Below are 25,743 nucleotides of genomic sequence, written 5' to 3' on the forward strand. Positions count from 1 at the left end.
AGGCCGGGCCGGTATTACGTTGATCCGGCGCGCGCTTCAGACGGCGTCGTCGCCGGTTTCACCGGTGCGGATGCGGATCGCCTGCTCGACCGGCGACACGAAAATCTTGCCGTCGCCGATCTTCTCGGTGCGCGCGGCGGCCACGATGGCGTCGATGGCGGCATCGACCTGATCGTCGGGCAGGACCATCTCGATCTTCACCTTGGGCAGGAAGTCCACAACGTATTCCGCGCCGCGATACAGTTCGGTATGGCCCTTCTGACGGCCAAAGCCCTTGACCTCGGTCACCGACAGGCCCTGAACGCCAGCCTCTTGCAGAGCTTCCTTCACATCGTCCAGCTTGAACGGCTTGATGATCGCCTCGACCTTCTTCATCGCAATTGATCCTTCCTGCATCCTCAGCGGCTTGCCTGAAGCCTGATTGGCGGGTTTGATGGCCGGGGTAAAGCGACAGAGCGGCCAAGGCGGGGCGGAAAACGCGAAGCGCGCCTCTCTGGTTAAAAATAGTGCATGACGCCCAAAATTTAGGCAACACCTATGCTGAATGGCACCGAAATCCTGACCACCGCCCAAATGCGCGCCATCGAATCTGCCGCGATGGACAGCGGCGCGGTCACGGGGCTGGAGCTGATGGAACGGGCGGGCGCGGCGGTGGTCGCGGCGCTGCTCGAGCGGTGGCCTGACCCGGGGCGGGCATTCGTGCTCTGCGGACCTGGCAACAATGGGGGCGACGGCTTTGTCATCGCGCGATTGTTGAAGGATCGTGGAACAGAGGTGACCACCCTGTTTCTGGGTGAACGCGACCGACTGTCGCCAGATGCCGCCGTCAACCATGACCGCTGGCAGCAGATGCTGGGCGACGGGGATTTCTGGTTGCCAGATCCGGCGGAAGATACCGATTTGACCTCACCCGACTTCGAGATCGGGTCGAGCGATGTTGTTATCGATGCCATGCTTGGAACGGGCGCCAATCGCCCGCTGCCATCGACCTGGGCCAATCATCTTTCGGATGCCGTTGAAGGGGGAAACCCCGTCATCGCGGTCGATGCGCTGAGCGGGCTCGATCTGGATTCGGGACGCTATGCCATCGACGGGCGCGAACGGTCCCACATACGTGCGACTCTGACGGTCACCTTCCAGCGGGCAAAGGTCGGCCACAAGCTCGAGGAGGGACCGGATCGGTCGGGCGAACTGGTCGTTGCCGATATCGGGCTGGAACAGGATGTCAGGCGCCATTTTGACGGCCCTGCCTTGCGTCACGAACCGGTGCCGTCCATCCGGCTGACCTCGCCGGCGCTGGCTCGCCCGTTGAGCAAGTCCTCCGGTCACAAATTCGACCACGGTCACGCGCTGATCCTGGCCGGGGCAGCGGGCCGGGGCGGGGCAGCGCGATTGGCGGCGCGCGCGGCCCTTCGATGCGGCGCGGGCCTTGTGACCCTCGCCTGTCCGCGGGACGCGATCGCGGAGAATGCGGCCTCCCTTCCGGACGCGGTCATGCTCCGGCCTCTGGACGAGCCTGATGACCTGCGGAAACTGCTGGCTGACAAGCGCATCAACGCCATCTGCGCCGGGCCGGGCCTTGGGGTAGAGCGCGCCGCGACGCTGCTGCCCGTGCTCGCGGAAGATGCCCGCGACCCCAAGCCGGTTACCTGGGTTGGCAACCAGAAGTTCACCTTCGATCTGCCCTTTCGTGCCGGACGGCCGACGGTGCTGGACGCCGACGCGCTGACCGCCGGTGCGGCACAGGGCCAGGCCTTTCTGCAAGGTCTGCATGTGAACACGATCCTGACTCCGCATGAGGGCGAGTTCGCGCGGGTCTTTCCCGATCTCGGGGCGCGTCTGAAACAGAAGCACCCGACCCTCTCCACGCTGGACGCCGTGCGTGAGGCAGCCGACCGGGCCAAAGCCGTGATCCTGCTGAAAGGTCCGACCACGGTCATCTCGGCGAATGCGCCGCGCCTGCGCGGCAAGCCGCCGGTCGAGGCATGGATCAATCCGGCCGCAGGACCGGACGCTGTCCCCTGGCTCGCCACCGCAGGGTCAGGCGATGTGCTGGCCGGGATCATCACCGGAATCTTGGCCCGTGGCCTGCCGCCGCTCGACGCCGCCGCGACCGGCGCCTGGCTTCACGCCGCCGCCGCGCGCCGCTTTGGCCCGGGCCTCATCGCCGATGACCTGCCCGAAGAACTGCCCGGCGTCTTCCGCGATCTCGGCCTGTAAGAATCCCCTCGCACCCCGCGCGCGACCCTGCTATCACGGCGCGGAATTTGCGCGGCGGGCTTTTGGTCCGCCCGTTTGACATTGCGGGTGTGGCGAAATTGGTAGACGCACCAGATTTAGGTTCTGGCGCCGCAAGGCGTGGGGGTTCAAGTCCCTCCACCCGCACCAAGATGGATGATGAAGGAAGAACCATGCAGGTCAAGGAAACCCAGAACGAAGGTCTGAAGCGCGGCTACCAGATCACGCTGACCGGCGACGAGCTGGCCACCAAGGTTGACGGCAAGCTGAAAGAGGCCCAGCCCGAGATCGAGATGAAGGGCTTCCGCAAGGGCAAGGTGCCGATGGCGCTGCTGAAGAAGCAGTTCGGCCAGCGCCTGATGGGCGAAGCCATGCAGGAATCGATCGATGGCGCGCTGCGCGACCACTTGGAAAGCTCGGGCGACCGTCCGGCGACCCAGCCCAAGATCGAGATGGAGAACGGCGAGAACTGGAAAGAGGGCGACGACATGGTCGTCAACGTCTCCTACGAGACCCTGCCCCAGATCCCCGAGCTGGACGTGTCCAAGGTGAAACTCGAGCGGCTGAAGGTGAAGGCCGAGGACAGCGCCGTCACCGAGGCGCTGGAGAACCTGGCCAAGAACGCCCAGAACTTCGAAGACCGCAAGAAGGGCACGAAGTCCAAGGACGGCGACCAGGTCGTGATCGACTTCAAGGGCTTCGTCGATGGCGAGGCCTTCGAAGGCGGTGCAGCCGAGGACTATCCGCTGGTTCTGGGTTCGGGCAGCTTCATCCCCGGCTTCGAAGAGCAGCTGGTCGGCGCCAAGGCCGGTGACGAGGTGAAGGTGGAAGTCAGCTTCCCCGCCGAATACGGCGCCCCGCATCTGGCCGGCAAGGCCGCGACCTTCGAGACCACGGTGAAATCCGTGAAAGCCCCGAAAGCCGCCGAGATCGATGACGAGCTGGCCAAGAAATTCGGTGCCGAGGACCTGGACGCGCTGAAGAAGCAGATCGCCGACCGCCTGGAAGCCGAATATGCCGGTGCCTCGCGCGCCGTGCTGAAGCGCGCCCTGCTGGACCAGCTGGACGGCATGGTCAGCTTCGACCTGCCGGAATCGCTGGTCGAGGCCGAGGCCGCCCAGATCGCCCACCAGCTCTATCACGAAGAGCACCCGGACGATCACGGCCATAACCACGGCGCCATCGAGCCGACCGACGAGCACAAGAAACTGGCCGAGCGCCGCGTGCGCCTTGGCCTCCTGCTGGCCGATATCGGCCAGAAGGCCGAGATCGCCGTGAGCGACCAGGAAATGACCCAGGCGGTGATGAACGCCGCCCGTCAGTATCCGGGCCAGGAGCGCGCCTTCTTCGAGTTCATCCAGCAGAACCAGGCCGCCCAGCAGCAGCTGCGCGCGCCGATCTTCGAGGACAAGGTCGTCGACCACATCGCCGAGGGCGCCAAGGTCAAGGACAAGGAAGTCTCGAAAGAGGATCTGGAAAAGGCCGTCGAGGCGCTGGACGAACTCTGATCGTTCCGGCCCAAGCCTGACAGATCGGCCCCGCCTGAACAGGCGGGGCCTTTTCATATCCTGTGGGCGCAAGACCGTCGCCCGCGGGACCGACAGAGGAGAAACCGCGATGGCCCTTGTTCTCGCGCCCGGCTTCATGCTCGACGATGATCTCTGGACCGATATGGGTGACGCCCTCGCCCGCTTCGGACCGATCCATCATGCCGATCCCTCGCGCGGTCACTCCATCGAGGAGATGGCGGCACAGACCTTGGAGGCCGCGCCCAAGCGGTTCGACCTGATCGGCTTCTCGATGGGCGGCTATGTCGCCCGCGCGATCCAGCGGGCAGCACCGGACCGCGTGCGGCGCATGGTGCTGGTCGCCACCTCGGCGCGCGGCGATTCGGCCTTTCAGGCGCAGCGCAAGGCGCTGGTTGCGAATGCGGACCCGGCGCTTTTCGGTGGGATCAGCCACCGGGCGATCCGCATGGCGCTTGCCCCGGACCGCGAGGGCGATACGGCGCTGGTCGAACGCATTCATGCCATGAGCCTCAGGCTTGGCGGCGAGGCCTTCCGCCGCCAGTCGCTGTTCCGGCGTGATGGCGACCTGCAGCAGCTTGCCGCCATCACCTGCCCGACGCTGATCGTCGCCGGCAGTCAGGACCGGCTGCGCTCGGTCACGGAATCCGGCGAGATGCTGGCGGCGATCCCCGGCGCGCGCATGGTCACCATCGATGCCGGTCACATGATCCCGATGGAGGCGCCGGGCGAACTCTCGGCCGCGCTGACGGCCTTTCTCGACGCCTGACGCGCGCCCGCGCGATCCCGCTTGCCAGCCGCCACCCCGCTGGCCATGATCCCCGGCAGGGAGGACCGCGCCATGTCACTGATCCGCGATTTCTGGACCGCCATGAACGGCAACGAATGGGCCGCCGTGGCCGAGCATTTCCTGACCGATGACTTCGTCGGCATCTGGCCGCAAACCGGCGAGATCTTCCGTGGGCGCGAGGCCTTCGTTGCCGCCAATGCCTCGCTGGCGGGCCAGCACGGCTGGCTTTTCGAGGTGATGCGGGTGGTGACCGAGGGCGATCACGCCGCCAGCGATGTGCGGGTGATGCAGCGCGACCTGCACATGATCGCGCGCGCGGCCAGCTTCCACGACATCCGCGACGGCAAGATCTGCAAGCAGGTCGAGTTCTGGTCCTATCCGAACAGCATACCCGAATGGCGCCGCGGCGTGCTGGAATCGGACCCCAATCTGGCGAAGTTCTGACCCGTCAGGCAACCGGCGTCGTGCCTGCCTCGTCGGCCTCGGGATCGCCGGGGACCGGGATCTCGTTCTCGATCTTGATCTGCCGCTCGACCTCGGAATTGATCTCGGCGCCGACGATCACCACCATCGAGGCGATCCACAGCCACATCATCAGGCCGATGGCCGCCCCGAGCGAGCCATAGGTCTGGTTGAAATTGGCGAAATTCGCCGCGTACCACGAGAAAAGCAGCGAGGCGACGGCAAGGCCAAGCGCCGCGAACAGCGCACCGGGCGAGATCCAGTGCCAGCGCGCGCTGCGCCGGCTGGGGCCGAAGCGGTAAAACACCGCCAGCGCCAGCAGCATCGCCACGAAGATGATCGGCCAGCGCAGCCAGTTCACCAGGGACTCGGTATAGCGGTCGACCGGCAGGAAGCCGAAGACCGCCGGCAAGACCGCGATGGCGCTGAACATGGTGACGACCAGCAGGGCGGCGCCGACGGTGAAGCCCATCGCCAGCAGGTTCAACTGCAGGAAGCCGCGCCTCTCCTTCTGGAACCACGCCACGTTCATCGCCGAGATCATCGCCTTGGTGCCGCCATTGGCCGAATAGAAGGCGATCAGCAGGCCCATGACGGTCGCCAACGACAGCGCCGCCTGCGGGGCCGAGGTGATGGCCTCGGTCTGGTCCAGAAGAATGGTCAACGCGCTTTCGGGAATGAAGCGGTTCAACATCTCGAAATTGTCGATGATCTTCTGCGGATCGGCAAAAAGCCCGTAGATCGAGACAAAGGCGGTCAGCGCCGGGAACAGCGCCAGAAGGGCGAAGAAGGTCACGCCCCCCGCCACCTCGGGCACCCGGTCCTCGTTCACCTGGGTCAGCACCCGCTTGGCGATGGCGACCCAGTCCTGGCGGCGCAGCTGCAGGGGCGTTTTCGCCGAGCCCGGCGGGCCGACGCGTTCGGGCGGCGGCAGGACCTTGTCGAAATCGAGCTTCCGGCGCCTCGCCTGCCAGTCCCGCCCGGCCTCCGCCTCGGCCTGCCGGATGCCGAACCGGGCCCGCGTGCTGTCATCCAGATCGTCGAACAAGGCATCGAGAACCGAGGCTTTGCGGGGCGGCGGGTTCGTCATCGGCATCCAGTCAGGCAAGGGTCAGCAACGGGGAGAGTTACAGGCGATGCAGGCGGTCATGGGATCGCCGGTCCTCGTCCTCGACCCTCACCGTGCTGTCACGCGGGGCTGTCTCGTCCTGCGGCGCCCGGGTCTCGGCTCGATCCGCAGGGCGGGTGTCGCGCCGATCCTCGGGCCGGTCGAGCAGGCTGCGCACGGTATCGGCGGCGTCCGAGAAATCGCGCACGATCCCCCCGGCCTGCCCGGCGACCTGCCGGAAACCGGACAAGGCGCTGGTCAGCGCGCCGATAACCCCGTGGATGCTGCCCGAGAGATTGTCGGCGGTCTCGGTCACGTCGCGCGCGATATTGCGGCGCGGGGCAACGCGCGCGCGCGCAGCCTTGGCGCGCAGACGGGCCGCCCGGTTGCGATCGGCGCGCGCCTGTTCCCGGGCGCGGCGGCGAATCTCTTCACGCTCGTCCTCGTCCAGCGTGGCAAAGCGCGGCGCAAGCTGGGGGGCAGGCGGGCTGTCGGCGACAGGCTCATCGCCCCGTTCGGTCAGCTTGCGCGCCGCCAGCACAACAGCCGCCGTCGCGGCCGCGGCGAGGATGCCGGCACCGCCGTAATAGATCACCTTGCCGGTCAGCGTTTGCCGGCGCGGGCGGCTGGCGGAACGCGCGGCATCACCGTAAGGCCCCGGTTCAGATGGCGGAATCCGCGAGGAATGAGTGGGGCCGCGCAGGCTGGCGGCGGTTTCGGTTTCACTTGGTTTCGGGTTCACATCGCGCTCGGATGACATGGCGGACCTCGGGAATGGCTGTTTGCAGGTCAACCCGCCACCCCGGCGGAATGTTCCGGCTGCGGTGAAATCTTGCCCCCCGGCCACAGTCCCGCTATCCCGCGCCCAAGCCAGACAGGAGCCCGCCGATGATCCCTCGCTATGCCCGCCCCGAAATGACCGCCATCTGGTCGCCCGAAACCAAGTTCCGTATCTGGTACGAGATCGAGGCCCATGCCTGCGACGCCCAGGCCGAGTTGGGGGTGATCCCGCGCGCCAGCGCCGAGGCGGTCTGGAAGGCCAAGGATGTGGAATTCGACGTCGCGCGCATCGACGAGATCGAGGCCGTCACCAAGCATGACGTCATCGCCTTCCTGACCCATCTGGCCGAGATCATCGGCGCCGACGAGGCCCGCTTTGTCCATCAGGGCATGACCAGCTCGGACGTGCTCGACACCACGCTGAACGTGCAGCTGGTGCGCGCCGCCGACATCCTCTTGGCCGACATGGACAAGGTCCTGGCCGCGCTGAAGCGCCGCGCGCTGGAGCACAAGGATACCGTGCGCATCGGCCGCAGCCACGGCATCCATGCCGAACCGACCACGCTTGGCCTGACCTTCGCCCGCTTCTATGCCGAGATGGACCGCAACAAGAACCGGCTGGAAAAGGCCCGGTGGGAAGTCGCCACCGGCGCGATCTCGGGCGCGGTCGGCACCTTCGCCAATATCGATCCGGCGGTCGAGGAGCATGTGTGCAAGATGCTGGGCCTGCGTCCCGAGCCGATCAGCACGCAGGTGATCCCGCGCGATCGCCACGCCATGTTCTTCGCCACGCTCGGCGTCATCGCGAGCAGCATCGAGAACGTCGCCATCGAGATCCGCCACATGCAGCGCACCGAGGTGCTGGAGGCCGAGGAATTCTTCAGCCCCGGCCAGAAGGGCTCGTCCGCGATGCCGCACAAGCGCAACCCGGTCCTGACCGAGAACCTGACCGGCCTCGCCCGTCTGGTGCGCATGACCGTCGTTCCGGCAATGGAGAACGTGGCCCTGTGGCACGAGCGCGATATCTCGCACAGCTCGGTCGAGCGCGGCATCGCGCCGGATGCCACCATCACGCTGGATTTCGCCCTGAACCGGCTGGCGGGCGTGATCGAGAAGCTGGTTGTCTATCCCGACAACATGCTGAAGAACATGAACAAGTTCAAAGGTCTGGTGATGAGCCAGCGGGTGCTGCTGGCTTTGACCCAAGCCGGCGTCTCGCGCGAGGATGCCTATCGGCTGGTACAGAGAAACGCCATGAAGGTCTGGGAACAGGGCAAGGATTTCAAAGAGGAATTGCAGGCCGACCCGGAAGTGACGGCGGCGCTGTCGCCGGCCGAGATCGAGGAGAAATTCGACCTCGGCTACCACACCAAGCATGTCGACACGATCTTTGCGCGGGTCTTTGGCCCGGCCGAGGCGAAATAGACCGGTAGCTAACCGGTCCTTAGCAAAGTTCTGTCATTGTTCCCCGGAATGAATCGATTCCGGGGGACGGTGATGGCCAGCACGACAGAGCTGACGGCGCGGCAGAAGGCTGCGGTGATCGTGCGGCTGCTGCTGGACGACGAGGACCAGTTGCCGATCTCGGAACTGGATGCCGAGGTTCAGGCGCTTCTGGCCGAGGAAATGGCGGCGATGCAGTTGATCGACCGCAGCACCCGCGACGCCGTCATCACCGAGTTCTGCGAACAGCTGGAACGGATCGGGCTCACCTTTCCGGGGACTCTGGGTGCAACGCTGGAACTGTTGGGGCAGCAACTGTCCGAGGATGCCACCGACCGACTGCGGCGCGCGGCTGCGCTGAGTGGGCGCAGCGACCCGTGGGAGCGGGTGGCGGCGCTGGCAGTTGACCGCCTGGTCACCCTGGCCAGCAGCGAGGCGGTCGAGATCGCCGCCCTGATGCTGTCGAAACTGCCGGTCGAAACCTCGTCCGAGGTCTTCGCCGGCCTGCCGCGCGAGCGCGCGCGCGCCGTGGCCCTGGCCATGTCGATGACCGGCGCGGTGACGCAATCGGCCTTGCAGCGCATCGGCCTCGTGCTGCTTCAGGCTGCCGACAGCCTGCCCCGCCCGGCCATCGACTCGCCCGCGACCGAGCGGGTGGGTGCGATGCTGAACTTCGCCAGCTCGGATCTTCGCGACGCGATCCTTGACGGTCTGGACCAGGACGATGCGGATTTCGCCGGCGGCGTGCGCAAGACCATCTTCACCTTCCGCCATATCCCCGAGCGGATCGCCCCCCGCGACATTCCGCGCATCACCCGCGAGGTCGACAATGCCGTGCTGGTCCGCGCCCTTGCCGGTGCCAAGGACAATGACGCCGAGGCGGCGATCTTCATCCTGTCGAACCTGCCGCAGCGCCTGGCCGAATCGCTGCGGGGCGACATGGAAAGCGCAGGCGCCATCCGCACGCGCGACGCCGAGGCAGCCATGGGCGAGGTCGTGACCGCGATCCGGAAGCTTGTCGATGCCGGCGATCTGGCCTTCGTGCCGCTTCCCGAAGACGGCGAGACCGCGGCCTGACGGCGCATGTCCCGTCAGCCTTCTCAGCTTGCGGGCAGGCACGGTTCTGGCCTAGCACCAACATCATGACCAACCGGATCGCCATTTTCCTTGCGCTGTTCATCCTCGGCCTGTTCCTGGCCGATCACTACCTGTTCCACTGGGGCCTGCCGCTGTTTCTCGCCCGGCAATTCGCCTCGCTGATCGAATGGGTCAGCTTCTGGCGCTGAACGCGGTCGGCGCCGTCACCCCCGGGTTTCAAGAATCACGCCAGCGCTGCGTGCTCAAGCCAGTTCACCGCGTCCAAAAGCTGGATGTTAGCGCATAACATAAGCAATTGACCCATTTTCCTCACATGGCCTGCCGATCCCGCTCTCGCCATTTGCATCACCGGCGGATCGGCGGTATGGGAAGCCAAATTCATCAGGCGGAGTATGCACCATGGCAGTCAAGGTAGCGATCAACGGCTTCGGGCGGATCGGACGCAACGTTCTGCGCGCGATCATCGAATCGGGCCGCACCGATATCGAGGTCATCGCGATCAACGATCTGGGTCCGGTCGAGACCAATGCCCACCTGATCCGCTTTGACAGCGTGCATGGCCGTTTCCCCGGCACGGTTACCGTCAACGGTGACAGCATCGACGTGGGCCGTGGCCCGATCAAGGTGACCGCGATCCGCAACCCGGCCGACCTGCCCTGGGGCGATGTCGACGTTGTGCTGGAATGCACCGGCATCTTCACCGATGCCGACAAGGCCAAGGTCCACCTGGAAAACGGCTCCAGCCGCGTTCTGGTCTCGGCCCCCTCGAAAGGCGCCAGCAAGACCATCGTCTTCGGCGTCAACGATGACACGCTGACCTCGGAAGACCTGATCGTCTCGAATGCCAGCTGCACCACCAACTGCCTGTCGCCGGTGGCCAAGGTCCTGAACGATGCCATCGGCATCAAGAAGGGCTTCATGACCACCATCCACAGCTATACCGGCGACCAGCCGACGCTGGACACGATGCACAAGGACTTGTACCGCGCCCGCGCCGCCGCCATGTCGATGATCCCGACCTCGACCGGTGCCGCGAAGGCCGTGGGTCTGGTCCTGCCCGAGCTGAACGGCAAGCTGGACGGCGTTGCCATCCGCGTGCCGACGCCGAACGTCTCGGTCGTCGACCTGGTCTTCGAAGCCGAGCGCCCGACCACCGTCGAAGAGGTGAACGCGGCGATCAAGGCGGCCGCCGATGGCCCGCTGAAGGGCATCCTCGGCTATACCGATCAGCCGAACGTCTCGATCGACTTCAACCACGACCCGCATTCTTCGATCTTCCACCTGGATCAGACCAAGGTGCTGGAAGGCAACATGGTCCGCATCCTGACCTGGTATGACAACGAATGGGGCTTCTCGAACCGCATGTCCGACACTGCCGTGGCGATGGGCAAGCTGATCTGAGCGCAAGCCGTCAGGACAAATTGAAAACGGCGGGGCATGTCCCCGCCGTTTTTCATTCTGGCTGTCTGATCTGAACCGCCAGGCCGGGGTGAATGGCGCTTACCGGCTGCCAGTCAGCCGACGCGAATTGGCGCGGGTGCGTTTGCCATAGGGGCGCAGGGCGGCGGACATGACCCGCTCGGCACTGGCGCCGCGGCTGGCGGCGCGGGTCATCGCGAACAGCGATTCGGTCGCGGCGGCCTGTTTCTCGGCGACCATGCGGAAAGGCTCGCCCGGGGACTGGTTCATCATGCCCATCATGCCGAGGACCCGCATTCCGATGACGAATTGCGATTCGATGGCGATGCGGGTCATCTGGCTCATCAGGGCGATCTGGGCCGAGGGAGCAGCCAAGAAATTGAAGGAATTATTCATGTTGCAGCGTCCTTTCCTGTCTCCCCGATTGCACTAACTGCATACGCATCCCTCATTTTACAACCACAACTTTAGGATTGGGTGTAGATGGCTTGGCATTTGTGGCCGCCACGCTATAGAGGCAGGCCATGACCCACAGCATCACGATCCGCCGCCCCGACGACTGGCACCTGCATCTGCGCGATGGCGAGATGCTGGCAGCCGTGGCCCCGCATTCCGCCGGTTTCGGCCGCGCGATCATCATGCCCAACCTGGTGCCGCCGGTGGTGACCGGCGCGCAGGCCGCCGCCTATCGCGAGCGGATCATCGCCGCCCTGCCCGAGGGTGCTGCGCTTCAGCCGCAGATGACACTTTACCTGACCGACACGACCGATCCGGGCGATGTGGTCGCCGCGCATCAGTCGGGCATCATCCGCGCGGTGAAGCTTTATCCTGCCGGGGCCACCACCAATTCGGCCAGCGGCGTCACCGATTTCGACCGGGTGCGCCCGGTACTGGAAGCCATGGCCGAAACCGGCATTCCGCTGTGCGTACATGGCGAGGTTACCGATCCTGCGGTCGACATCTTCGACCGCGAAGCTGTGTTCATCGACCGCGTGCTGGACCCGGTGCGCCGCGCCACGCCGGGCCTGCGGGTGGTGATGGAGCATATCACCACCGCCGATGGCGTCGCCTATGCCCGTTCGGGTGGCGAGGATCTGGGCGCGACGATCACCACCCATCACCTGGTCATCAACCGCAATGCCATCCTCGCCGGCGGCATCCGGCCGCATTACTATTGCCTGCCGGTCGCCAAGCGCGAAAGCCACCGGCTGGCCCTGCGAGAGGCGGCGACCTCGGGCGAGGCGCGGTTCTTCCTCGGCACCGACAGCGCGCCGCATCCCGACCGCGCCAAACTGATGCCCTGCGGCTGCGCCGGCTGCTTCACCGCGCCGAACACCATGTCGATTCTCGCCCATGTCTTCGAGGAAGACGGCGCGCTGGACCGGCTCGAGGCCTTTGCCAGCCTGAACGGCGCCGCCTTCTATGGCCTGCCGCCGAACGAGGATCGCATCACCCTGACCCGGCGCGCCACTCCCGCCACCTACCCCGAAACCATCACCGCCGGCGTCGAGACGGTCACCCTTTTCGATCCCGGCTATCCGCTGTTCTGGCACCTGGAGTCCACATGAGCCTGCCCTACCCCACGCGCGAGGAAATCGCCCGCCTCTCGGCCCGGATGCTCTTGGAAATCAAGGCCGTCGATTTCAATGCCGAGACGCCCTTCACCTATGCCTCGGGTCTGAAGGGGCCGACCTATGTCGATTGCCGCCGGATCATCAGCTTTCCGCGCGTGCGCCAGACACTGATGGATTTCATGGCCGCGACCGTCATGCGCGATGCCGGTTTCGAGGCCTTCGACAACGTGGCAGGCGGCGAGACGGCGGGCATTCCCTTCGGCGCCATGGTGGCCGAACGGCTTGGCCTGCCGATGACCTATGTGCGCAAGAAGCCCAAGGGCTATGGCCGCAATGCCCGGATCGAGGGCGTCATGACCGAGGGCCAGCGGGTGCTGCTGGTCGAGGATCTGACCACCGATGGCGGCTCGAAGCTGAGCTTCGTCGACGCGATCCGCGAGACCGGGGCCAGCTGCGCCCATACGGCGGTGATCTTCTATTACGGCATCTTCCCCGAGACGACCCAGCGGCTGGCCGATCACGGCGTGCAACTGCATCATCTCTGCACCTGGTGGGATGTTCTTGCCGAAGCCCGCGCGCAGGAGGCCTTTGACGCGGCGACACTGGCCGAGGTCGAGACCTTCCTGACCAATCCCCGCGTGTGGCAGGCGGCGCATAGTTGATTTAGTTCAGCTACTTACGATATTTCATCCACAGGTCGTCCACAGGCTATCCACCGCCGCCGGGGCGATCTGATCACATGTTTTTTCGCCGGGCCGCGTTCCCTGAAGGGCCGCGATCGGGTAAGTTTCGGCACAAATCATAACGAGGGCAGGAATCATGGCAGAGGCGACGGCAATCACGATTCGGCAGGCCAGCAAGGACGCCGAAGAACAGGCCGTGCCCTATTCCATCGAGGCCGAGCAGCAGCTTCTGGGCGCGCTGCTGACCAATAACGACGTCTTCGACCGGATCAGCCAGATCATCAAGGCCGAGCATTTCTATGAACCGGTCCATGCCCGCATCTTCGAGATCTGCTCGGACCGGATCCGCAAGAACGCGCTGGCGAGCCCGGTCACCATCAAGGCCTTCATGGACGCCGATTCCGGGCTGAAGGATCTGGGCGGCCCGGCCTACCTGGCGCGGATCGCCGGAGCAGCGATCTCGGCCTATGCGGCGCGCGACTATGCCCAGATGATCCGCGAGTTTGCCCTGCGCCGCGACCTGATCGCGCTGGGGCAGGACATTTCCGCCCGCGCCGCCAGCGTCGTCGTCGATGACGATGCCGAGCAGCAGATCACCGCGGCCGAACAGGTGCTTTACAAGCTGGGCGAACAGGGCACGGCCGAGCGCGGCTTCCAGAGCTTCCTCAAGGCAGTGACCAGCGCCGTCAACGCCGCCAATGCCGCCTATCAGCGCGATGGCGACCTGTCGGGCACCTCGACCGGGCTGGTCGATCTGGACCGCAAGATGGGCGGCTTGAACAATTCCGACCTCATCATCCTCGCCGGTCGTCCGTCGATGGGGAAGACCTCGCTAGCGACCAACATCGCCTTCAACGTCGCCAAGGCGCACAAGATGGGCGAGCGGTCCGATGGCACCCACGGCACCGTCGCCGGCGGCGTGGTGGGCTTCTTCAGCCTCGAGATGTCGGCCGAGCAGTTGGCGGCGCGTATCCTCTCTGAGGCCGCCGAGGTGCCCTCGGAACGCATCCGTCGCGGTGACATGGACGAGGCCGAGTTCCGCCGTTTCGTCGAGGCCGCCCATGCCCTGCAAAGTTGCCCGCTTTACATCGACGACACCCCGGCGCTGCCGATCAACCAGATGGCCGCCCGCGCCCGCAAGCTGAAGCGGACGCATGGCCTCGATGTGCTGATGGTCGACTACCTGCAGCTTCTGAAAGCGGCATCGGCCAAGGACAGCCGGGTGAACGAGGTGAGCGAGATCACCCAGGGGCTCAAGGCCATTGCCAAGGAGTTGAACATCCCGGTCATCGCGCTGTCGCAGCTGTCGCGGCAGGTCGAGAACCGCGAGGACAAGCGCCCGCAGCTTTCGGACCTGCGCGAATCCGGCTCGATCGAGCAGGACGCCGATATCGTCATGTTCGTCTATCGCGAGGAATATTACCGCGAGCGCGAGAAGCCGGCCGATCACGAGCTGGACAAGATGGCCGAGTGGCAGAAGCAGATGGAATCCTGCCACGGCAAAGCCGAGGTCATCCTGGGCAAGCAGCGTCACGGCCCCATTGGCACGGTCGAGCTGTCCTTCGAGGGCCAGTTCACCCGCTTCGGCAACCTCGCCAAGGACCGCCAGACGCAATGGGACTGAACCTGCCGATCCCGGTTGCCACCATCGGCTTGCTGATCGCCTCGAATGTCTTCATGACAGTCGCATGGTATGGTCATCTGAAGTACAAATCGGCGCCGTTGCTGACCGTCATCTTCGTCAGCTGGATGATCGCGTTCTTCGAGTACACCATGCAGGTGCCGGCGAACCGCATCGGCCACGGCTATTTCTCGGCCGCCCAGCTGAAGACCATTCAGGAGGTCATCAGCCTCTCGGTCTTCGCCATCTTCTCCTGGGTTTACCTGGGCGAGCGGCTGACCTGGCAGCATGGCGTCGGCTTTGGCTTCATCTGCCTTGGCGCCTGGTTCGTCTTCCATGACTGGGGCTAGGACAGGCAGCCGGACGCCGCCGCACCTGATGACGCTGGTGGCACTGTCGGGCGTCGCGGCGCTGTCGATGAACGTGTTCCTGCCCTCGCTGCCGGGAATGGCGCGGGATTTCGGCGTCGATTACGCGCTGATGCAGTTGTCGGTCTCGGCCTATATCGGTGCCAGCGCCGTGCTGCAGCTTCTGGCCGGGCCGATCAGCGACCGGCTGGGGCGGCGTCCGGTGGTGCTGTGGTCGCTGGTGATCTTCCTTCTGGCCACGCTCGGGACGCTTCTGGCGCGCGACGCCACGACCTTCCTTGTGTTCCGCATCATTCAGGCCGCCATTGCCCCCTGCATGCTGGTCTCGCGCGCCGCCGTGCGCGACATGTTCGACGGCAATCGCGCCGCCAGCATGATCGGCTATGTCACCATGGGCATGTCGGTGGTGCCGATGATCGCGCCGATCATCGGTGGCGTGCTGGACGAGGCCTTTGGCTGGCGGGCGAATTTCGCGCTGATGGGCGTTCTGGGGCTCGTCGTGCTGGTCTGGGTCTGGCTCGATCTGGGCGAAACGGTCCGCGATGGCGGCGTGCCGCTGCGCCAGCAGATCGCCAACTACCCGGTGCTGGCGCGCTCGGTCCGCTTCTGGGGCTATTGCGCGGCGGCGGCGCTGTCTTCGGGGGCGTTCTTCGCCTATCTCGGCGGCGCGCCCTTCGTCGGTGAGCATGTCTTTGGTCTCACCTCGGCCCAGGTCGGCTATTACTTCGCCGCGCCGTCCATCGGCTATCTGGCCGGCAATTTCATGTCCGGGCGCTTCTCGGCGCGGCTTGGCCTGAACCCGATGATCCTCGGCGGTTCGATCATCTGCTTTGCGGCGCTGGCGGTGGCGCTGCTCGCCGATCTGGCGGGGCTGCATCATCCGCTGATCTTCTTCGGCGCCATCGCGCTGATGGGCGTCGGCAACGGGCTGGTGCTGCCCAATGCCAATGCCGGGATGATGAGCGTGCGTCCCGAACTGGCCGGCACGGCCTCGGGTCTCGGCGGGGCGCTGGCCGTGGCCGGGGGCGCGGTGCTCTCGGCGCTGGCCGGGGCGCTGCTCCATGAAGGCGCCGGGGCGCTGCCGCTTCTGGCCATCATGACAGCATCGGCGCTCGGCTCGCTCGTGGCGATTCTCTGGGTGATCCGGCGAGAGCGGATCCTGACCGACGAGATCTGACCCCCGAATATGTAGGCGGGGCGAACCATATCTTAAGCTTTGCCGGCTAATCTGGCCGGCATGTTCCGATTGCACCGACTTTTTCTGTTCCTTCTGCTGCTGGCCCCGCCGGCTCTGGCAATGCAGCCTCTTGCCTCGAGCAGTTTGCAAAGGCTACACGCCGATTTGCAAAGCGGAGGGGCAATCATGTCGGTGCAAAAGATCTATGCGGGCGTCTCGCTGCGCGAGACCCGGGCGCGGGCCGGGCTGAACCAGCGCGCCTTTGCCGAACGGCTGGGGGTCAGCCTGCCCTATCTCTCGCAGATGGAGAACAACCACCGCCCCATCTCGGCCGGCGTGCTGCTGCGGCTGGCACAGGAGTTCGGCATCGACCTGACCGCGCTGTCCGCCGGCGATGCCGAGCGGCTGGTCATCGACATGCAGGAGGCCTTGGCGGATCCGGTCTTCGATGCCGCGCCTGCGCTCGCCGACCTGCGTCTGGCCGCGACCAATGCGCCGGTGCTGGCCCGCGCATTCCTTGACCTCTACCGCGCCCATCGCTCGGGGCAGGAGCGGCTGGCGGCGCTGGACGAGGCGATCGGCGCGGCGGGCCAGAACGCCACACCCGCCCCCTGGGAAGAGGTGCGGGATTTCTTTCATTACTGCGACAATTACATCGACGCGGTGGACCGCGCGGCCGAGCGTTTCGCCTGCCCCGATGGCCAGCGCGGCGATCCATGGGTGCTGGCGCAAGAGGCGCTGGCGGGTGCGGGTTTCACTGTGCGGATGACCGAACTGCCTGCCGGCGCGGTGTTCCGCCGCGAGGGCCGCGCGCTTCTGGTCAATGCCTCGGCCGAGGCGCCGACCCGGCGCTTCCAGCTGCTGCATCAGGTCGCGCTGGCCCGGCATGGCGAGCTTCTGGAGGCGACACTGGATCTGGCGCGTTTCCGCAGCGAGACCGCGCGCGAGATCGCCCGGATCGGCCTTGCCAACTACTTCGCCGGGGCCGCGCTGATGCCCTATCGCGCCTTCCTGCGCGCCGCCCGGGCCGAACGTCACGACCTCGAGCGGCTTGCCCATCTGTTCGATGCCTCGCTGGAACAGGTGGCGCACCGGCTCTCGACCCTGCAGCGCCCGGCGGAGAAGGGCGTGCCCTTCTTCTTCGTTCGCGTCGATCAGGCCGGCACCATCACCAAGCGCCATTCCGCCACGCGACTGCAATTTGCCCGCTTCGGCGGCGCCTGCCCGCTGTGGAACGTGCATCAGGCCTTCGAACAGCCCGGCCGCTTCCTTCGGCAGATGGCGCAGACGCCCGATGGTGCGCGCTATCTGCTTCTGTCCCGCGATGTCTCGAAACCCGGCGGTGCCTTCGGCGCGCCGGTGCGGCGCTTTGCCATCGGCCTAGGCTGCGAGATCACCCATGCCGCCGGCATGGTCTATGCTGACGGACTGGATCTGACCAACCCACCTTCCTATGAACCCATCGGCATTTCCTGCCGAATCTGCCCCCGGCCCGACTGCCACCAGCGTTCGGTCCCGCCCATCGATCGCAGCCTGCGCGTGCCTGCGGATCGCAACGGTCCTTTACCCTATGAAATCGCCTGACGATTTCATTCAAAGCTCGGCGGGTTTCCGCCGCAACTGGCGTGAATCTGCCCAACTGGGTATAGCCCGGCAGCTAGGCTGTTGCATTGAAGGCACAGCCCCTGTTTACGAAAGTCAGACTGGAACCATAAGGGTCCCGGATCAACGGGACTTGGCAGCTTGGGGACATGCATTGGCTTTTGGGATCACGAACCGTCTGAATTCGTCGCTTGAGCGCTGGCTGCCCGAGCAACGGCTTTTCCTTCGTTCCGACGACAGCACCCGGTTCGTCCGACTGCGCCCGCTGACCCAGTTCGTCGCCATCGGCGGCACCACGCTGGTCTTTGGCTGGGCCATCCTTGCCAGCTCGATTCTCGCCATCGATTCGATCAGCGCCGGCTCGTCCCGCGATCAGGTCCTGCGCGCCCAGAGCGCCTTCGAGGAGCGTCTGGAACAGCTTTCGGCCGAGCGTGATGCCCGCGCCGCCGATGCAGCCGCCGCCCAGAACCGCTTCACCGTCGCGCTGGACCAGGTCTCGAAGATGCAGTCGCAATTGCTGGCCTCCGAGGAAGCCCGCCGCGAGCTGGAGACCGGCATGGGCGCGGTGCAATCCACCCTGCGTACCGCCATCACCGAGCGTGACAGCGCCCAGGACGAGGCCAAGACGCTGACCGCCGCGATCGAGGACAATACCGGCCAGCCGCTGCCGCAGGCCGGTCGCAATGAAGAATTCTCGGTGGCGCTCGACATCCTGTCGGGCGAGCTGAAACAGGCCTCGAGCCAGCGCGCCGAAGCCGTGGCCGAGGCCGAAGAGGCCCGCCAGACCGCCGAAGAGATCGCCGTCGAGCGCGACGAGATCCTGGCCCGTCACGATGAGATCTTCGCCCAGCTGGAAGACGCCGTCAGCATCTCGGTCGAGCCGCTGGACAAGGTCTTCCGCTCGGTCGGCATGAACCCCGATGACGTGCTGCGCACCATCCGCAGCGGCTATTCCGGCCAGGGCGGCCCGCTGAACCCGATCGCCTATTCCAGCCACGGCAATGCCGCGATCTCGCAGGGCGAGACCAAGGCCAACCAGATCATCGTGACGCTGGACCAGATCAACACCTACCGCATCGCCATGGAAAAGCTGCCGCTGGCCATGCCGGTATCCTCGTCCTTCCGCTATACCTCGGGCTACGGCCGCCGCTGGGGCCGCGCGCATGAGGGCATCGACATGGCGGCACCGGTCGGCACACCCGTCAGCGCGACCGGCGACGGCGTGGTGATCTTTGCCGGCCGCCAGGGCGCCTATGGCAATCTGATCAAGATCCAGCACGAGCTGGGCACCGAGACCCGTTACGCCCATTTGTCCAAAATTCGCGTGAAAACTGGGCAACGCGTGTCGCAAGGCGATCGAATTGGTGATATGGGCAATACAGGTCGTTCGACCGGCCCGCATCTGCATTACGAAGTTCGGGTGAATGGTCGGGCTGTCAATCCTATGAGCTTCATCGAGGCAGCAAGCAATGTTCAGTAAATCCCGTGTAACCGACACCGGAAACAAAAACCCGGGCACCCCGGCCCCCAAGGAGGCCGAGATGGCGACCCCGCAACCGGCCCCGGCGATGCCCGAGCGCGCAAGCGACTTCTCGGCGGCTCCTGCCGCCGCGCCGCGCCCGCGAACCACGCCCTCGGTCCTGTCCTCGGACCTGACCGTGACTGGTAATATCCGCACCCAGGGCGATATCCAGATCGAAGGCAATATCGAGGGCGACATCCGCGCCCATCAGCTGATCGTCGGTGAAACCGCCACCATCAAGGGCGAAGTGGTCGCTGATGACGTGATCGTCAATGGCCGAGTCGTCGGCCGCGTGCGCGGGCTGAAGGTACGTCTCTCGGCCACCGCACGGGTCGAGGGCGATATCGTCCACAAGACCATCGCCATCGAATCGGGCGCCCATTTCGAGGGTTCGGTCCAGCGTCAGGACGATCCGCTGTCGGGCGAAGGTACCAAGAAACTGGCCCCGCCGACCGCCGCGAACTGATCGCAGGCTGGTCTGTCAGCATAGAAAAGGGGGCCGCGGCCCCCTTTTTCATGTTCGGCGAACAGCAGAACGAAGTGATCAGTCCGGACGATCCTGCGGAGCGTCCGCAGCCGGAATTACCGCGCGATAGACATGCCAGCTGGCATGGCCCAGCACTGGCAGGGCGATGAACAGCCCCAGAAAGGCCGGCAGGATGCCGAGCGCCAGCACGACAGCGATGACCACGCCCCAGACCAGCATTGGCAGGGGATTGCGAAATACCGCCCGAAACGAGGTGATGATCGCCGTGATGAAATCCACCTCGCGGTCCAGCAGCAGCGGCAGGCCGATCACGGTGATGCAGAACAGCACCCCGGCAAATCCCGCCCCGATCAGCGTGCCGATGGCCAGCATCAGCAGCCCCCGGCCCTGAAACAGCACCTCGGGCGAGGTGGTGATATTGGTCAGCGCCGACAGGCCCATGAACAGCGCGAAGATGGTATGGGCGACGAAGACCCAGAACATGAACATCAGCAGGATCACCATCGCCATGGACGGGATCTGCCGATCCTTCTGGGCAAAGACCACGCCGGCCACCGCCGGCCAGTCCAGCGGCTCGCCCGCCTCGAGCCGGCGGCTGACCTCGTAGAGACCGACAGCGGCGAAGGGCGCGAGAAGGGGAAAACCAACGACGAAGGGGATCAGCCACCATTCCTGCCCCGCCGCCAGAGCCACCGCCGTCAGTGCCAGACCGCCGAGGACATAGAAGGCCGAGAACAGGAGGCCAAAACCCGGAGCTCGGCGGAAATCACTCCAGCCTGCGGCCAGTGCGGCCCAGATCGCCGCCGTTGAAAGTCTCGCCGGTTCGGGGACGACATCCGGGCTGCGCGGCAGCCCCATGGTGACGGGCGTGACAACAGGATCGGGCATGGCGAACTCGCTCGTTTCGCCACAACCTAGAACCGAGTCACGCGCCGATCAACGGGCTTGTCAGGCGAAGCGCTCGCGCAGGGCCACGTCGATATCGGGGGTCACGAATTTCGACACGTCGCCCCCCAGCCGGGCGATCTCTTTCACCAGCCGCGAGGCGATTGCCTGCCGCCGGGCATCGGCCATCAGGAACACCGTCTCGACGTTGGCATCCATCGCCCGGTTCATCCCGACCATCTGGAATTCATACTCGAAATCCGCCACCGCCCGCAGCCCGCGCACGATCACCGAGGCGCCCACATCGCGGGCGCAATGGATCAAGAGGTTGTCGAAGGGATGAACCTGGATCTCGCCGCCGGTCTTGGCGGTGATGGCCGCGCATTCGCTCGTGACCATCGCCACCCGCTCTTCAAGGCTGAACAGCGGGTTCTTGTCCTTGTTGATCGCCACCCCGATCACCAGACGATCGACCAGCGCCATGGCGCGCTGGATGATGTCGATGTGACCCAGGGTGATCGGGTCAAAAGTGCCGGGATAGAGGCCGATACGCATCAACGGGTTCCCTCCGGTTCGTCGCCGCCGTGGCCCAGAAACCCGATCACGCGGGCGATTTCAAGCCATTACCCTCGCAGTCGCGGGCTCAGTTGCCCATGATCATCCCGGTCAGCGCCTCTTTCTCGGCGGCGAGTTCCTTCAGCCGGCCGCTGACGGCATCGCCGATCGAGACCACGCCCAGCATGTTGCCCTCGTCATCGACCACCGGCAGGTGGCGGAAGCGGCCCTTGGTCATGCGGTCCAGAATCACCAGCGCATCCTCGGAGCGGGTGCAGGTCTGCACCTGTTTCGTCATCAGGTCGCTGATCGGGGTGTCCAGCACGGCCGCGCCGTTCTTGCCCAGCTGGCGGACGATGTCACGCTCGGACAGGATGCCGTCGGGGCGCTTGCCATCACTCGAGACGACGACGGCACCGATGCGTAGATCCGACAGGACGCGGACGGCGTCGGCGACGGTATCGGTGGGCTTCACCGTCACGATGGTCGCGCCTTCGACCCCCGGCTTCCCCGAATCGCCCTTCATGGACAGCAGTTGATTGACCAGCATGGGTGCCCCCGTTTCGCGCTTACGTTGAACTTATCTTTTTCACCTTCTGGCGGGCCGTCAAGTCCGCCGATGGTAGCTCGGCCCGAACCAGTGCCTCGAGACGGGTCACTTCGCGCCTCAGAGCCTGCGCCAGCGCCTCGGCCAAGAGGCTCAGGCGACGACTGGCGCGGTCATCGGCATGGCGCAGCAGCCAGAAGCTTCGGGTCAGCGAAATCTCGTCCGTCAGAACCGGCACCACTCCGGGGGTGAAGGGAATGGCGAAATCATGGACGATGCCCATCCCCGCCCCGGCGCGGATGGTCTGCATCTGCACCGAGACCGAGTTCGAGGTGATCGCCGCCGCCTCGACCCCGGTTTCAGCCAGGTAATCCAGTTCGCGGTCAAAGATCAGGTCGGGAATATAGCCGATCATCCGATGGTGGCGCAGATCGGCGCGGCTGGTCAGCGGCGGGCTAGCGGCCAGGTAGTCCCGATGTGCCGCCAGATGCAGCCGGTAATCGACCAGCCGCTGCACCACCAACCGCCCGGTTTCCGGGGGCGAGACACCGATGGCCATGTCGGCCTCGCGTTTCGACAGGTTGAAGACCCGCGGCAGGGCGACGATCTGGATTTCCAGCCCCGGATGGGCATCGGAAAGTTGCCGGGCGACCTGCGGCAGCAGGTAGTTCGCGCAGCCATCCGGCGCGCCGATGCGCAGCTGCCCCCCGATCCCGGTTTCGTGGCTGGCCGCTTCCGAGGCGGCGGTGACCGCCTGCTCGGCCGCCTCGGCCGGGGCCATCAGCCGCGCGCCCTCCTCGGTCAGGGCATAGCCCTGCGGCGTCTTCAGAAACAGCGTGGCCCCGATCGAGGCTTCCAGCCGCGCGATGCGCCGGCCCATGGTCGAGGCATCCAGCCCCAGCCGCCGCCCCGCCCCCGAAAGGCTCTCGGCCCGCGCCACGGCCAGGAATATGCGCAGATCGTCCCAGTCCATGCGCCCCCGGCTTTGCAGAATCGCAAAATGCTTTTGCCAGACTGCCTCTTTTACCGGCATTTCCGCAAGGCTATTGTCGGGCGAGCCATGTATGGAGGATGCGATGAAAGAGATTCATCACTGGATCGACGGCAAGGAATACAAGGGCACTTCGGGCCGCTTCTCGGATGTCTACAACCCCGCCACCGGCGAGGTGCAGGCCAAGCTGTCGCTGGCCACCAAGGACGAGCTTGACGCCGCCGTTGCCAGCGCCGCCAAGGCGCAGGTCGCCTGGGGCGCCACCAACCCGCAGCGCCGGGCGCGCGTGATGATGGAATTCGTGCGCCTCATCAACCGTGACATGGACGTGCTGGCCGAGACGCTGTCGTCGGAACACGGCAAGACCTTCCCCGATGCCAAGGGCGACGTGCAGCGCGGTCTGGAAGTGATCGAATTCTGCATCGGCGCGCCGCATCTGCTGAAGGGCGAGTTCACCGACAGCGCCGGCCCCGGCATCGACATCTACTCGATGCGCCAGCCGCTTGGCGTCGTCGCGGGCATCACGCCCTTCAACTTCCCCGCCATGATCCCGCTGTGGAAGATGGGCCCGGCACTCGCGGCCGGCAATGCCATGATCCTGAAGCCGTCCGAGCGCGACCCCTCGGTGCCGCTGATGCTGGCCAAGCTGCTGCAGGAAGCCGGCCTGCCCGATGGCGTGCTGCAGGTCGTCAATGGCGACAAGGGCAGCGTCGATGCGATCCTCGACAACCCGGTGATCCAGGCGGTGGGCTTCGTCGGCTCGACCCCGATCGCGCAATATATCTATGAGCGTGCCGCCCAGAACGGCAAGCGTGCGCAATGCTTCGGCGGCGCGAAGAACCACATGATCATCATGCCCGATGCCGATCTGGATCAGGCGGCGGATGCGCTGGTCGGCGCCGGTTATGGTGCGGCGGGCGAACGCTGCATGGCGATCTCGGTCGCGGTGCCGGTGGGCGACAAGACCGCCGATGCGCTGATCGAGCGGCTGATCCCGCGGATCGAGAAGCTGAAGGTCGGCCCCTATACCGCCGGCAATGACGTGGATTACGGCCCGGTCGTGACCAAGGCCGCCAAGGAGAACATTCTGCGGCTGGTGCAGTCGGGTGTCGATCAGGGTGCCGAGCTGGTCGTCGATGGCCGCGACTTCAACCTGCAGGGCTATGAAGACGGCTTCTTCGTCGGTCCGCACCTGTTCGACCGCGTGACCCCGGACATGGACATCTACAAGACCGAGATCTTCGGTCCGGTCCTCTCGACCGTCCGCGCCCAGAGCTATGAAGAGGCGATCCAGCTTGCCATCGACCATGAATATGGCAACGGCACCGCGATCTATACCCGTGACGGCGATACCGCCCGCGACTTCGCCAGCCGCATCAATATCGGCATGGTCGGCGTCAACGTGCCGATCCCGGTTCCGCTGGCCTATCACACCTTCGGCGGCTGGAAGAAATCCGGCTTTGGCGACCTGAACCAGCACGGCCCCGATGCCTTCCGCTTCTACACGCGCACCAAGACGGTGACCGCGCGCTGGCCCTCGGGCATCAAGGAAGGCGGCGAGTTCAACTTCAAGGCCATGGACTGATCCAGCCCGCGCTGGTGCATACATAAGGGGGGCGGGGCCATCCCCTACCCTTCCCACGGGGCGGCCTGTCACGGGCCGCCCCGCAACAACAACCGGACGTTCGTTCGATTTTTCAGGTCAAGGGGGAGGACCGCCGATGGATTTCGCGCTGAGCGAGGAGCAGCAGGCCATATTCGACATGGCCCGCGACTTTGGCGAAACCCGCATCGCGCCCTATTCGCGCGCATGGGAAGCCGACGGCACGATCCCGAAAGACCTCTGGACCGAGATCGCCCAGCTGGGCTTCGGCGGGCTTTATGTCAGCGAGGACTATGGCGGCTCGGGCCTCTCGCGGCTTGACGCGACGCTGGTCTTCGAGGCGCTGGCCATGGCCGATCCCTCGGTCGGCTCGTTCCTCTCGATCCACAACATGTGCGGCGGCATGATCGACAAGTTCGGTAGCCCCGAGACCAAGTCGCGCTGGCTGCCCGGTCTCTGCAGCATGGAGAAGGTTTTCAGCTATTGCCTGACCGAGCCCGGATCGGGCTCGGACGCCGCGGCGCTGCGCACCCGGGCCGAGCGGACGAACGAGGATTATCGCCTGAACGGCACCAAGGCCTTCATCTCGGGCGGCGGCTATTCCGATGCCTATGTGGTGATGGTCCGCACCGGAGAGGACGGGCCGAAGGGCATCAGCACGGTGATCGTCGAGGATGGCACGCCCGGCCTCAGCTTCGGCGCGATGGAGGACAAGATGGGCTGGCGCGCCCAGCCCACCGCGCAGGTGCAGTTCGATGATTGCACCGTCCCGGCGGAAAACCTGCTGGGGCACGAGGGCAAGGGCTTCAGCTATGCCATGGCGGGCCTCGACGGCGGGCGGCTGAACATCAGCGCCGGCGCCCTTGGCGGGGCGCAGGGGGCGCTGAACGCCACGCTGGCCTATATGGGCGAGCGGAGGGCCTTCGGCCAGAGCCTCGACCAGTTTCAGGCGTTGCAGTTCCGGCTGGCCGAGATGGAGACCGCGCTGCAATCGGCGCGCATCTTCCTGCGTCAGGCGGCGTGGAAGCTGGATACCGGCGCGCCCGACGCGACCAAGTTCTGCGCCATGGCCAAGCTCTATGTCACCGACCGCGCCTTCGAGGTGGCCAATCACTGCCTGCAACTGCATGGTGGCTATGGCTACCTGGCCGATTACGGCATCGAGAAGATCGTGCGCGACCTGCGCGTGCACCAGATCCTTGAAGGCACGAATGAAATCATGCGGCTGATCGTCGGCCGCGCGCTTCTGTCCGAACGGGGGTAA

At 65.5% G+C, this 25,743-nt stretch carries 26 protein-coding genes and 1 tRNA gene; 19 read left to right on the forward strand and 8 right to left on the reverse strand.

What is annotated here, in order from left to right:
- Positions 1-36: 36 nt before the first annotated feature.
- Entirely contained in the window at positions 37-375 is a 339-nt protein-coding gene (locus CX676_RS09295; protein WP_101752364.1) for a P-II family nitrogen regulator, read from the reverse strand.
- Between the two features lie 222 nt (positions 376-597).
- Between CX676_RS09295 and CX676_RS09300 the strand changes: the two genes are divergently transcribed.
- The 5 genes from CX676_RS09300 (at position 598) to CX676_RS09320 (ending at position 4,998) form a co-directional block, all read left to right on the forward strand.
- Positions 598-2,220 carry an NAD(P)H-hydrate dehydratase gene (locus tag CX676_RS09300; RefSeq protein ID WP_332872955.1) on the forward strand — a complete coding sequence of 541 codons (1,623 nt, stop codon included), beginning with the start codon at positions 598-600 and terminating at the stop codon, positions 2,218-2,220.
- A gap of 83 nt (positions 2,221-2,303) precedes the next feature.
- Positions 2,304-2,388, forward strand: a tRNA-Leu gene (locus tag CX676_RS09305).
- 23 nt (positions 2,389-2,411) lie between these two features.
- Positions 2,412-3,746 carry a trigger factor gene (gene tig / locus CX676_RS09310; protein ID WP_101754240.1) on the forward strand — a complete coding sequence of 445 codons (1,335 nt, stop codon included), beginning with the start codon at positions 2,412-2,414 and terminating at the stop codon, positions 3,744-3,746.
- 109 nt (positions 3,747-3,855) lie between these two features.
- Positions 3,856-4,533: an alpha/beta fold hydrolase gene (locus CX676_RS09315; RefSeq protein ID WP_101752366.1), complete on the forward strand. Its 678-nt coding sequence runs from the start codon at positions 3,856-3,858 to the stop codon at positions 4,531-4,533.
- Positions 4,534-4,605: 72 nt separating this feature from the next.
- Positions 4,606-4,998, forward strand: a complete 393-nt coding sequence (locus CX676_RS09320) for a nuclear transport factor 2 family protein (RefSeq protein ID WP_157935892.1) — start codon at positions 4,606-4,608, stop codon at positions 4,996-4,998.
- 4 nt (positions 4,999-5,002) lie between these two features.
- Here CX676_RS09320 and CX676_RS09325 read toward each other — a convergent pair whose 3' ends face one another.
- Positions 5,003-6,106, reverse strand: coding sequence for a YihY/virulence factor BrkB family protein (locus tag CX676_RS09325; RefSeq protein WP_157935893.1), 1,104 nt, complete (start codon positions 6,104-6,106; stop codon positions 5,003-5,005).
- A 37-nt stretch (positions 6,107-6,143) separates the two neighbouring features.
- Positions 6,144-6,884: a hypothetical protein gene (locus CX676_RS09330; RefSeq protein WP_101752369.1), complete on the reverse strand. Its 741-nt coding sequence runs from the start codon at positions 6,882-6,884 to the stop codon at positions 6,144-6,146.
- Between the two features lie 128 nt (positions 6,885-7,012).
- On the opposite strand from CX676_RS09330, the gene purB reads away from it, so the two are divergent.
- From purB to gap, 4 genes are all read left to right on the forward strand, one after another.
- A complete protein-coding gene (gene purB / locus CX676_RS09335; protein ID WP_101752370.1) occupies positions 7,013-8,329 on the forward strand; it encodes an adenylosuccinate lyase in 1,317 nt (438 codons plus the stop codon).
- A gap of 72 nt (positions 8,330-8,401) precedes the next feature.
- A complete protein-coding gene (locus CX676_RS09340; RefSeq protein ID WP_101752371.1) occupies positions 8,402-9,424 on the forward strand; it encodes a FliG C-terminal domain-containing protein in 1,023 nt (340 codons plus the stop codon).
- 65 nt (positions 9,425-9,489) lie between these two features.
- The gene (locus CX676_RS22765; protein ID WP_198590312.1) at positions 9,490-9,633 is read left to right on the forward strand and encodes a hypothetical protein; all 144 of its coding nucleotides are present in this window, start codon (positions 9,490-9,492) and stop codon (positions 9,631-9,633) included.
- A 211-nt stretch (positions 9,634-9,844) separates the two neighbouring features.
- Positions 9,845-10,846 carry a type I glyceraldehyde-3-phosphate dehydrogenase gene (gap, locus tag CX676_RS09345; protein ID WP_101752372.1) on the forward strand — a complete coding sequence of 334 codons (1,002 nt, stop codon included), beginning with the start codon at positions 9,845-9,847 and terminating at the stop codon, positions 10,844-10,846.
- A gap of 99 nt (positions 10,847-10,945) precedes the next feature.
- Here gap and CX676_RS09350 read toward each other — a convergent pair whose 3' ends face one another.
- On the reverse strand, positions 10,946-11,260 hold the full coding sequence (locus tag CX676_RS09350; protein WP_101752373.1) for an antibiotic ABC transporter: 315 nt from the start codon (positions 11,258-11,260) through the stop codon (positions 10,946-10,948).
- Between the two features lie 128 nt (positions 11,261-11,388).
- Here CX676_RS09350 and pyrC point away from each other — a divergent pair, with 128 nt between their 5' ends.
- From pyrC to CX676_RS09390, 8 genes are all read left to right on the forward strand, one after another.
- On the forward strand, positions 11,389-12,432 hold the full coding sequence (gene pyrC / locus CX676_RS09355; protein WP_101752374.1) for a dihydroorotase: 1,044 nt from the start codon (positions 11,389-11,391) through the stop codon (positions 12,430-12,432).
- A complete protein-coding gene (locus tag CX676_RS09360) occupies positions 12,429-13,100 on the forward strand; it encodes an orotate phosphoribosyltransferase (protein WP_101752375.1) in 672 nt (223 codons plus the stop codon). The genes pyrC and CX676_RS09360 overlap by 4 nt, the downstream gene beginning before the upstream one ends.
- Before the next feature lie 157 nt (positions 13,101-13,257).
- Positions 13,258-14,745, forward strand: coding sequence for a replicative DNA helicase (locus CX676_RS09365; RefSeq protein ID WP_101752376.1), 1,488 nt, complete (start codon positions 13,258-13,260; stop codon positions 14,743-14,745).
- A complete protein-coding gene (locus tag CX676_RS09370; protein WP_101752377.1) occupies positions 14,736-15,092 on the forward strand; it encodes a DMT family protein in 357 nt (118 codons plus the stop codon). Before CX676_RS09365 ends, CX676_RS09370 begins: the two co-directional genes overlap by 10 nt.
- The gene (locus CX676_RS09375) at positions 15,079-16,287 is read left to right on the forward strand and encodes a multidrug effflux MFS transporter (RefSeq protein WP_101752378.1); all 1,209 of its coding nucleotides are present in this window, start codon (positions 15,079-15,081) and stop codon (positions 16,285-16,287) included. The genes CX676_RS09370 and CX676_RS09375 overlap by 14 nt, the downstream gene beginning before the upstream one ends.
- Positions 16,288-16,473: 186 nt before the next feature.
- Positions 16,474-17,871 (forward strand): helix-turn-helix domain-containing protein, encoded by a 1,398-nt coding sequence (locus tag CX676_RS09380; protein ID WP_101752379.1) that lies wholly within the window; start codon positions 16,474-16,476, stop codon positions 17,869-17,871.
- Between the two features lie 172 nt (positions 17,872-18,043).
- Positions 18,044-19,369 carry a M23 family metallopeptidase gene (locus CX676_RS09385; protein ID WP_232816633.1) on the forward strand — a complete coding sequence of 442 codons (1,326 nt, stop codon included), beginning with the start codon at positions 18,044-18,046 and terminating at the stop codon, positions 19,367-19,369.
- On the forward strand, positions 19,359-19,877 hold the full coding sequence (locus CX676_RS09390) for a bactofilin family protein (RefSeq protein WP_101752381.1): 519 nt from the start codon (positions 19,359-19,361) through the stop codon (positions 19,875-19,877). Before CX676_RS09385 ends, CX676_RS09390 begins: the two co-directional genes overlap by 11 nt.
- 78 nt (positions 19,878-19,955) lie before the next feature.
- On the opposite strand, the gene CX676_RS09395 is transcribed toward CX676_RS09390, so the two are convergent.
- The 4 genes from CX676_RS09395 to CX676_RS09410 all read right to left on the reverse strand — a co-directional run bounded on the left by CX676_RS09395 (position 19,956) and on the right by CX676_RS09410 (position 22,858).
- Positions 19,956-20,786, reverse strand: a complete 831-nt coding sequence (locus CX676_RS09395; RefSeq protein WP_101752382.1) for a DUF2189 domain-containing protein — start codon at positions 20,784-20,786, stop codon at positions 19,956-19,958.
- Between the two features lie 60 nt (positions 20,787-20,846).
- The gene (coaD, locus tag CX676_RS09400) at positions 20,847-21,338 is read right to left on the reverse strand and encodes a pantetheine-phosphate adenylyltransferase (protein ID WP_101754241.1); all 492 of its coding nucleotides are present in this window, start codon (positions 21,336-21,338) and stop codon (positions 20,847-20,849) included.
- 88 nt (positions 21,339-21,426) lie between these two features.
- A complete protein-coding gene (locus tag CX676_RS09405) occupies positions 21,427-21,888 on the reverse strand; it encodes a CBS domain-containing protein (protein WP_101752383.1) in 462 nt (153 codons plus the stop codon).
- 19 nt (positions 21,889-21,907) lie between these two features.
- Positions 21,908-22,858 carry a LysR family transcriptional regulator gene (locus tag CX676_RS09410; RefSeq protein ID WP_101754242.1) on the reverse strand — a complete coding sequence of 317 codons (951 nt, stop codon included), beginning with the start codon at positions 22,856-22,858 and terminating at the stop codon, positions 21,908-21,910.
- Between the two features lie 103 nt (positions 22,859-22,961).
- Between CX676_RS09410 and CX676_RS09415 the strand changes: the two genes are divergently transcribed.
- Positions 22,962-24,461 carry a CoA-acylating methylmalonate-semialdehyde dehydrogenase gene (locus CX676_RS09415; protein WP_101754243.1) on the forward strand — a complete coding sequence of 500 codons (1,500 nt, stop codon included), beginning with the start codon at positions 22,962-22,964 and terminating at the stop codon, positions 24,459-24,461.
- A gap of 136 nt (positions 24,462-24,597) precedes the next feature.
- The gene (locus tag CX676_RS09420; RefSeq protein ID WP_101752384.1) at positions 24,598-25,743 is read left to right on the forward strand and encodes an acyl-CoA dehydrogenase family protein; all 1,146 of its coding nucleotides are present in this window, start codon (positions 24,598-24,600) and stop codon (positions 25,741-25,743) included.

The sequence above is a fragment of the Paracoccus zhejiangensis genome, from assembly GCF_002847445.1.
In the GTDB taxonomy this organism is placed as follows: domain Bacteria; phylum Pseudomonadota; class Alphaproteobacteria; order Rhodobacterales; family Rhodobacteraceae; genus Paracoccus; species Paracoccus zhejiangensis.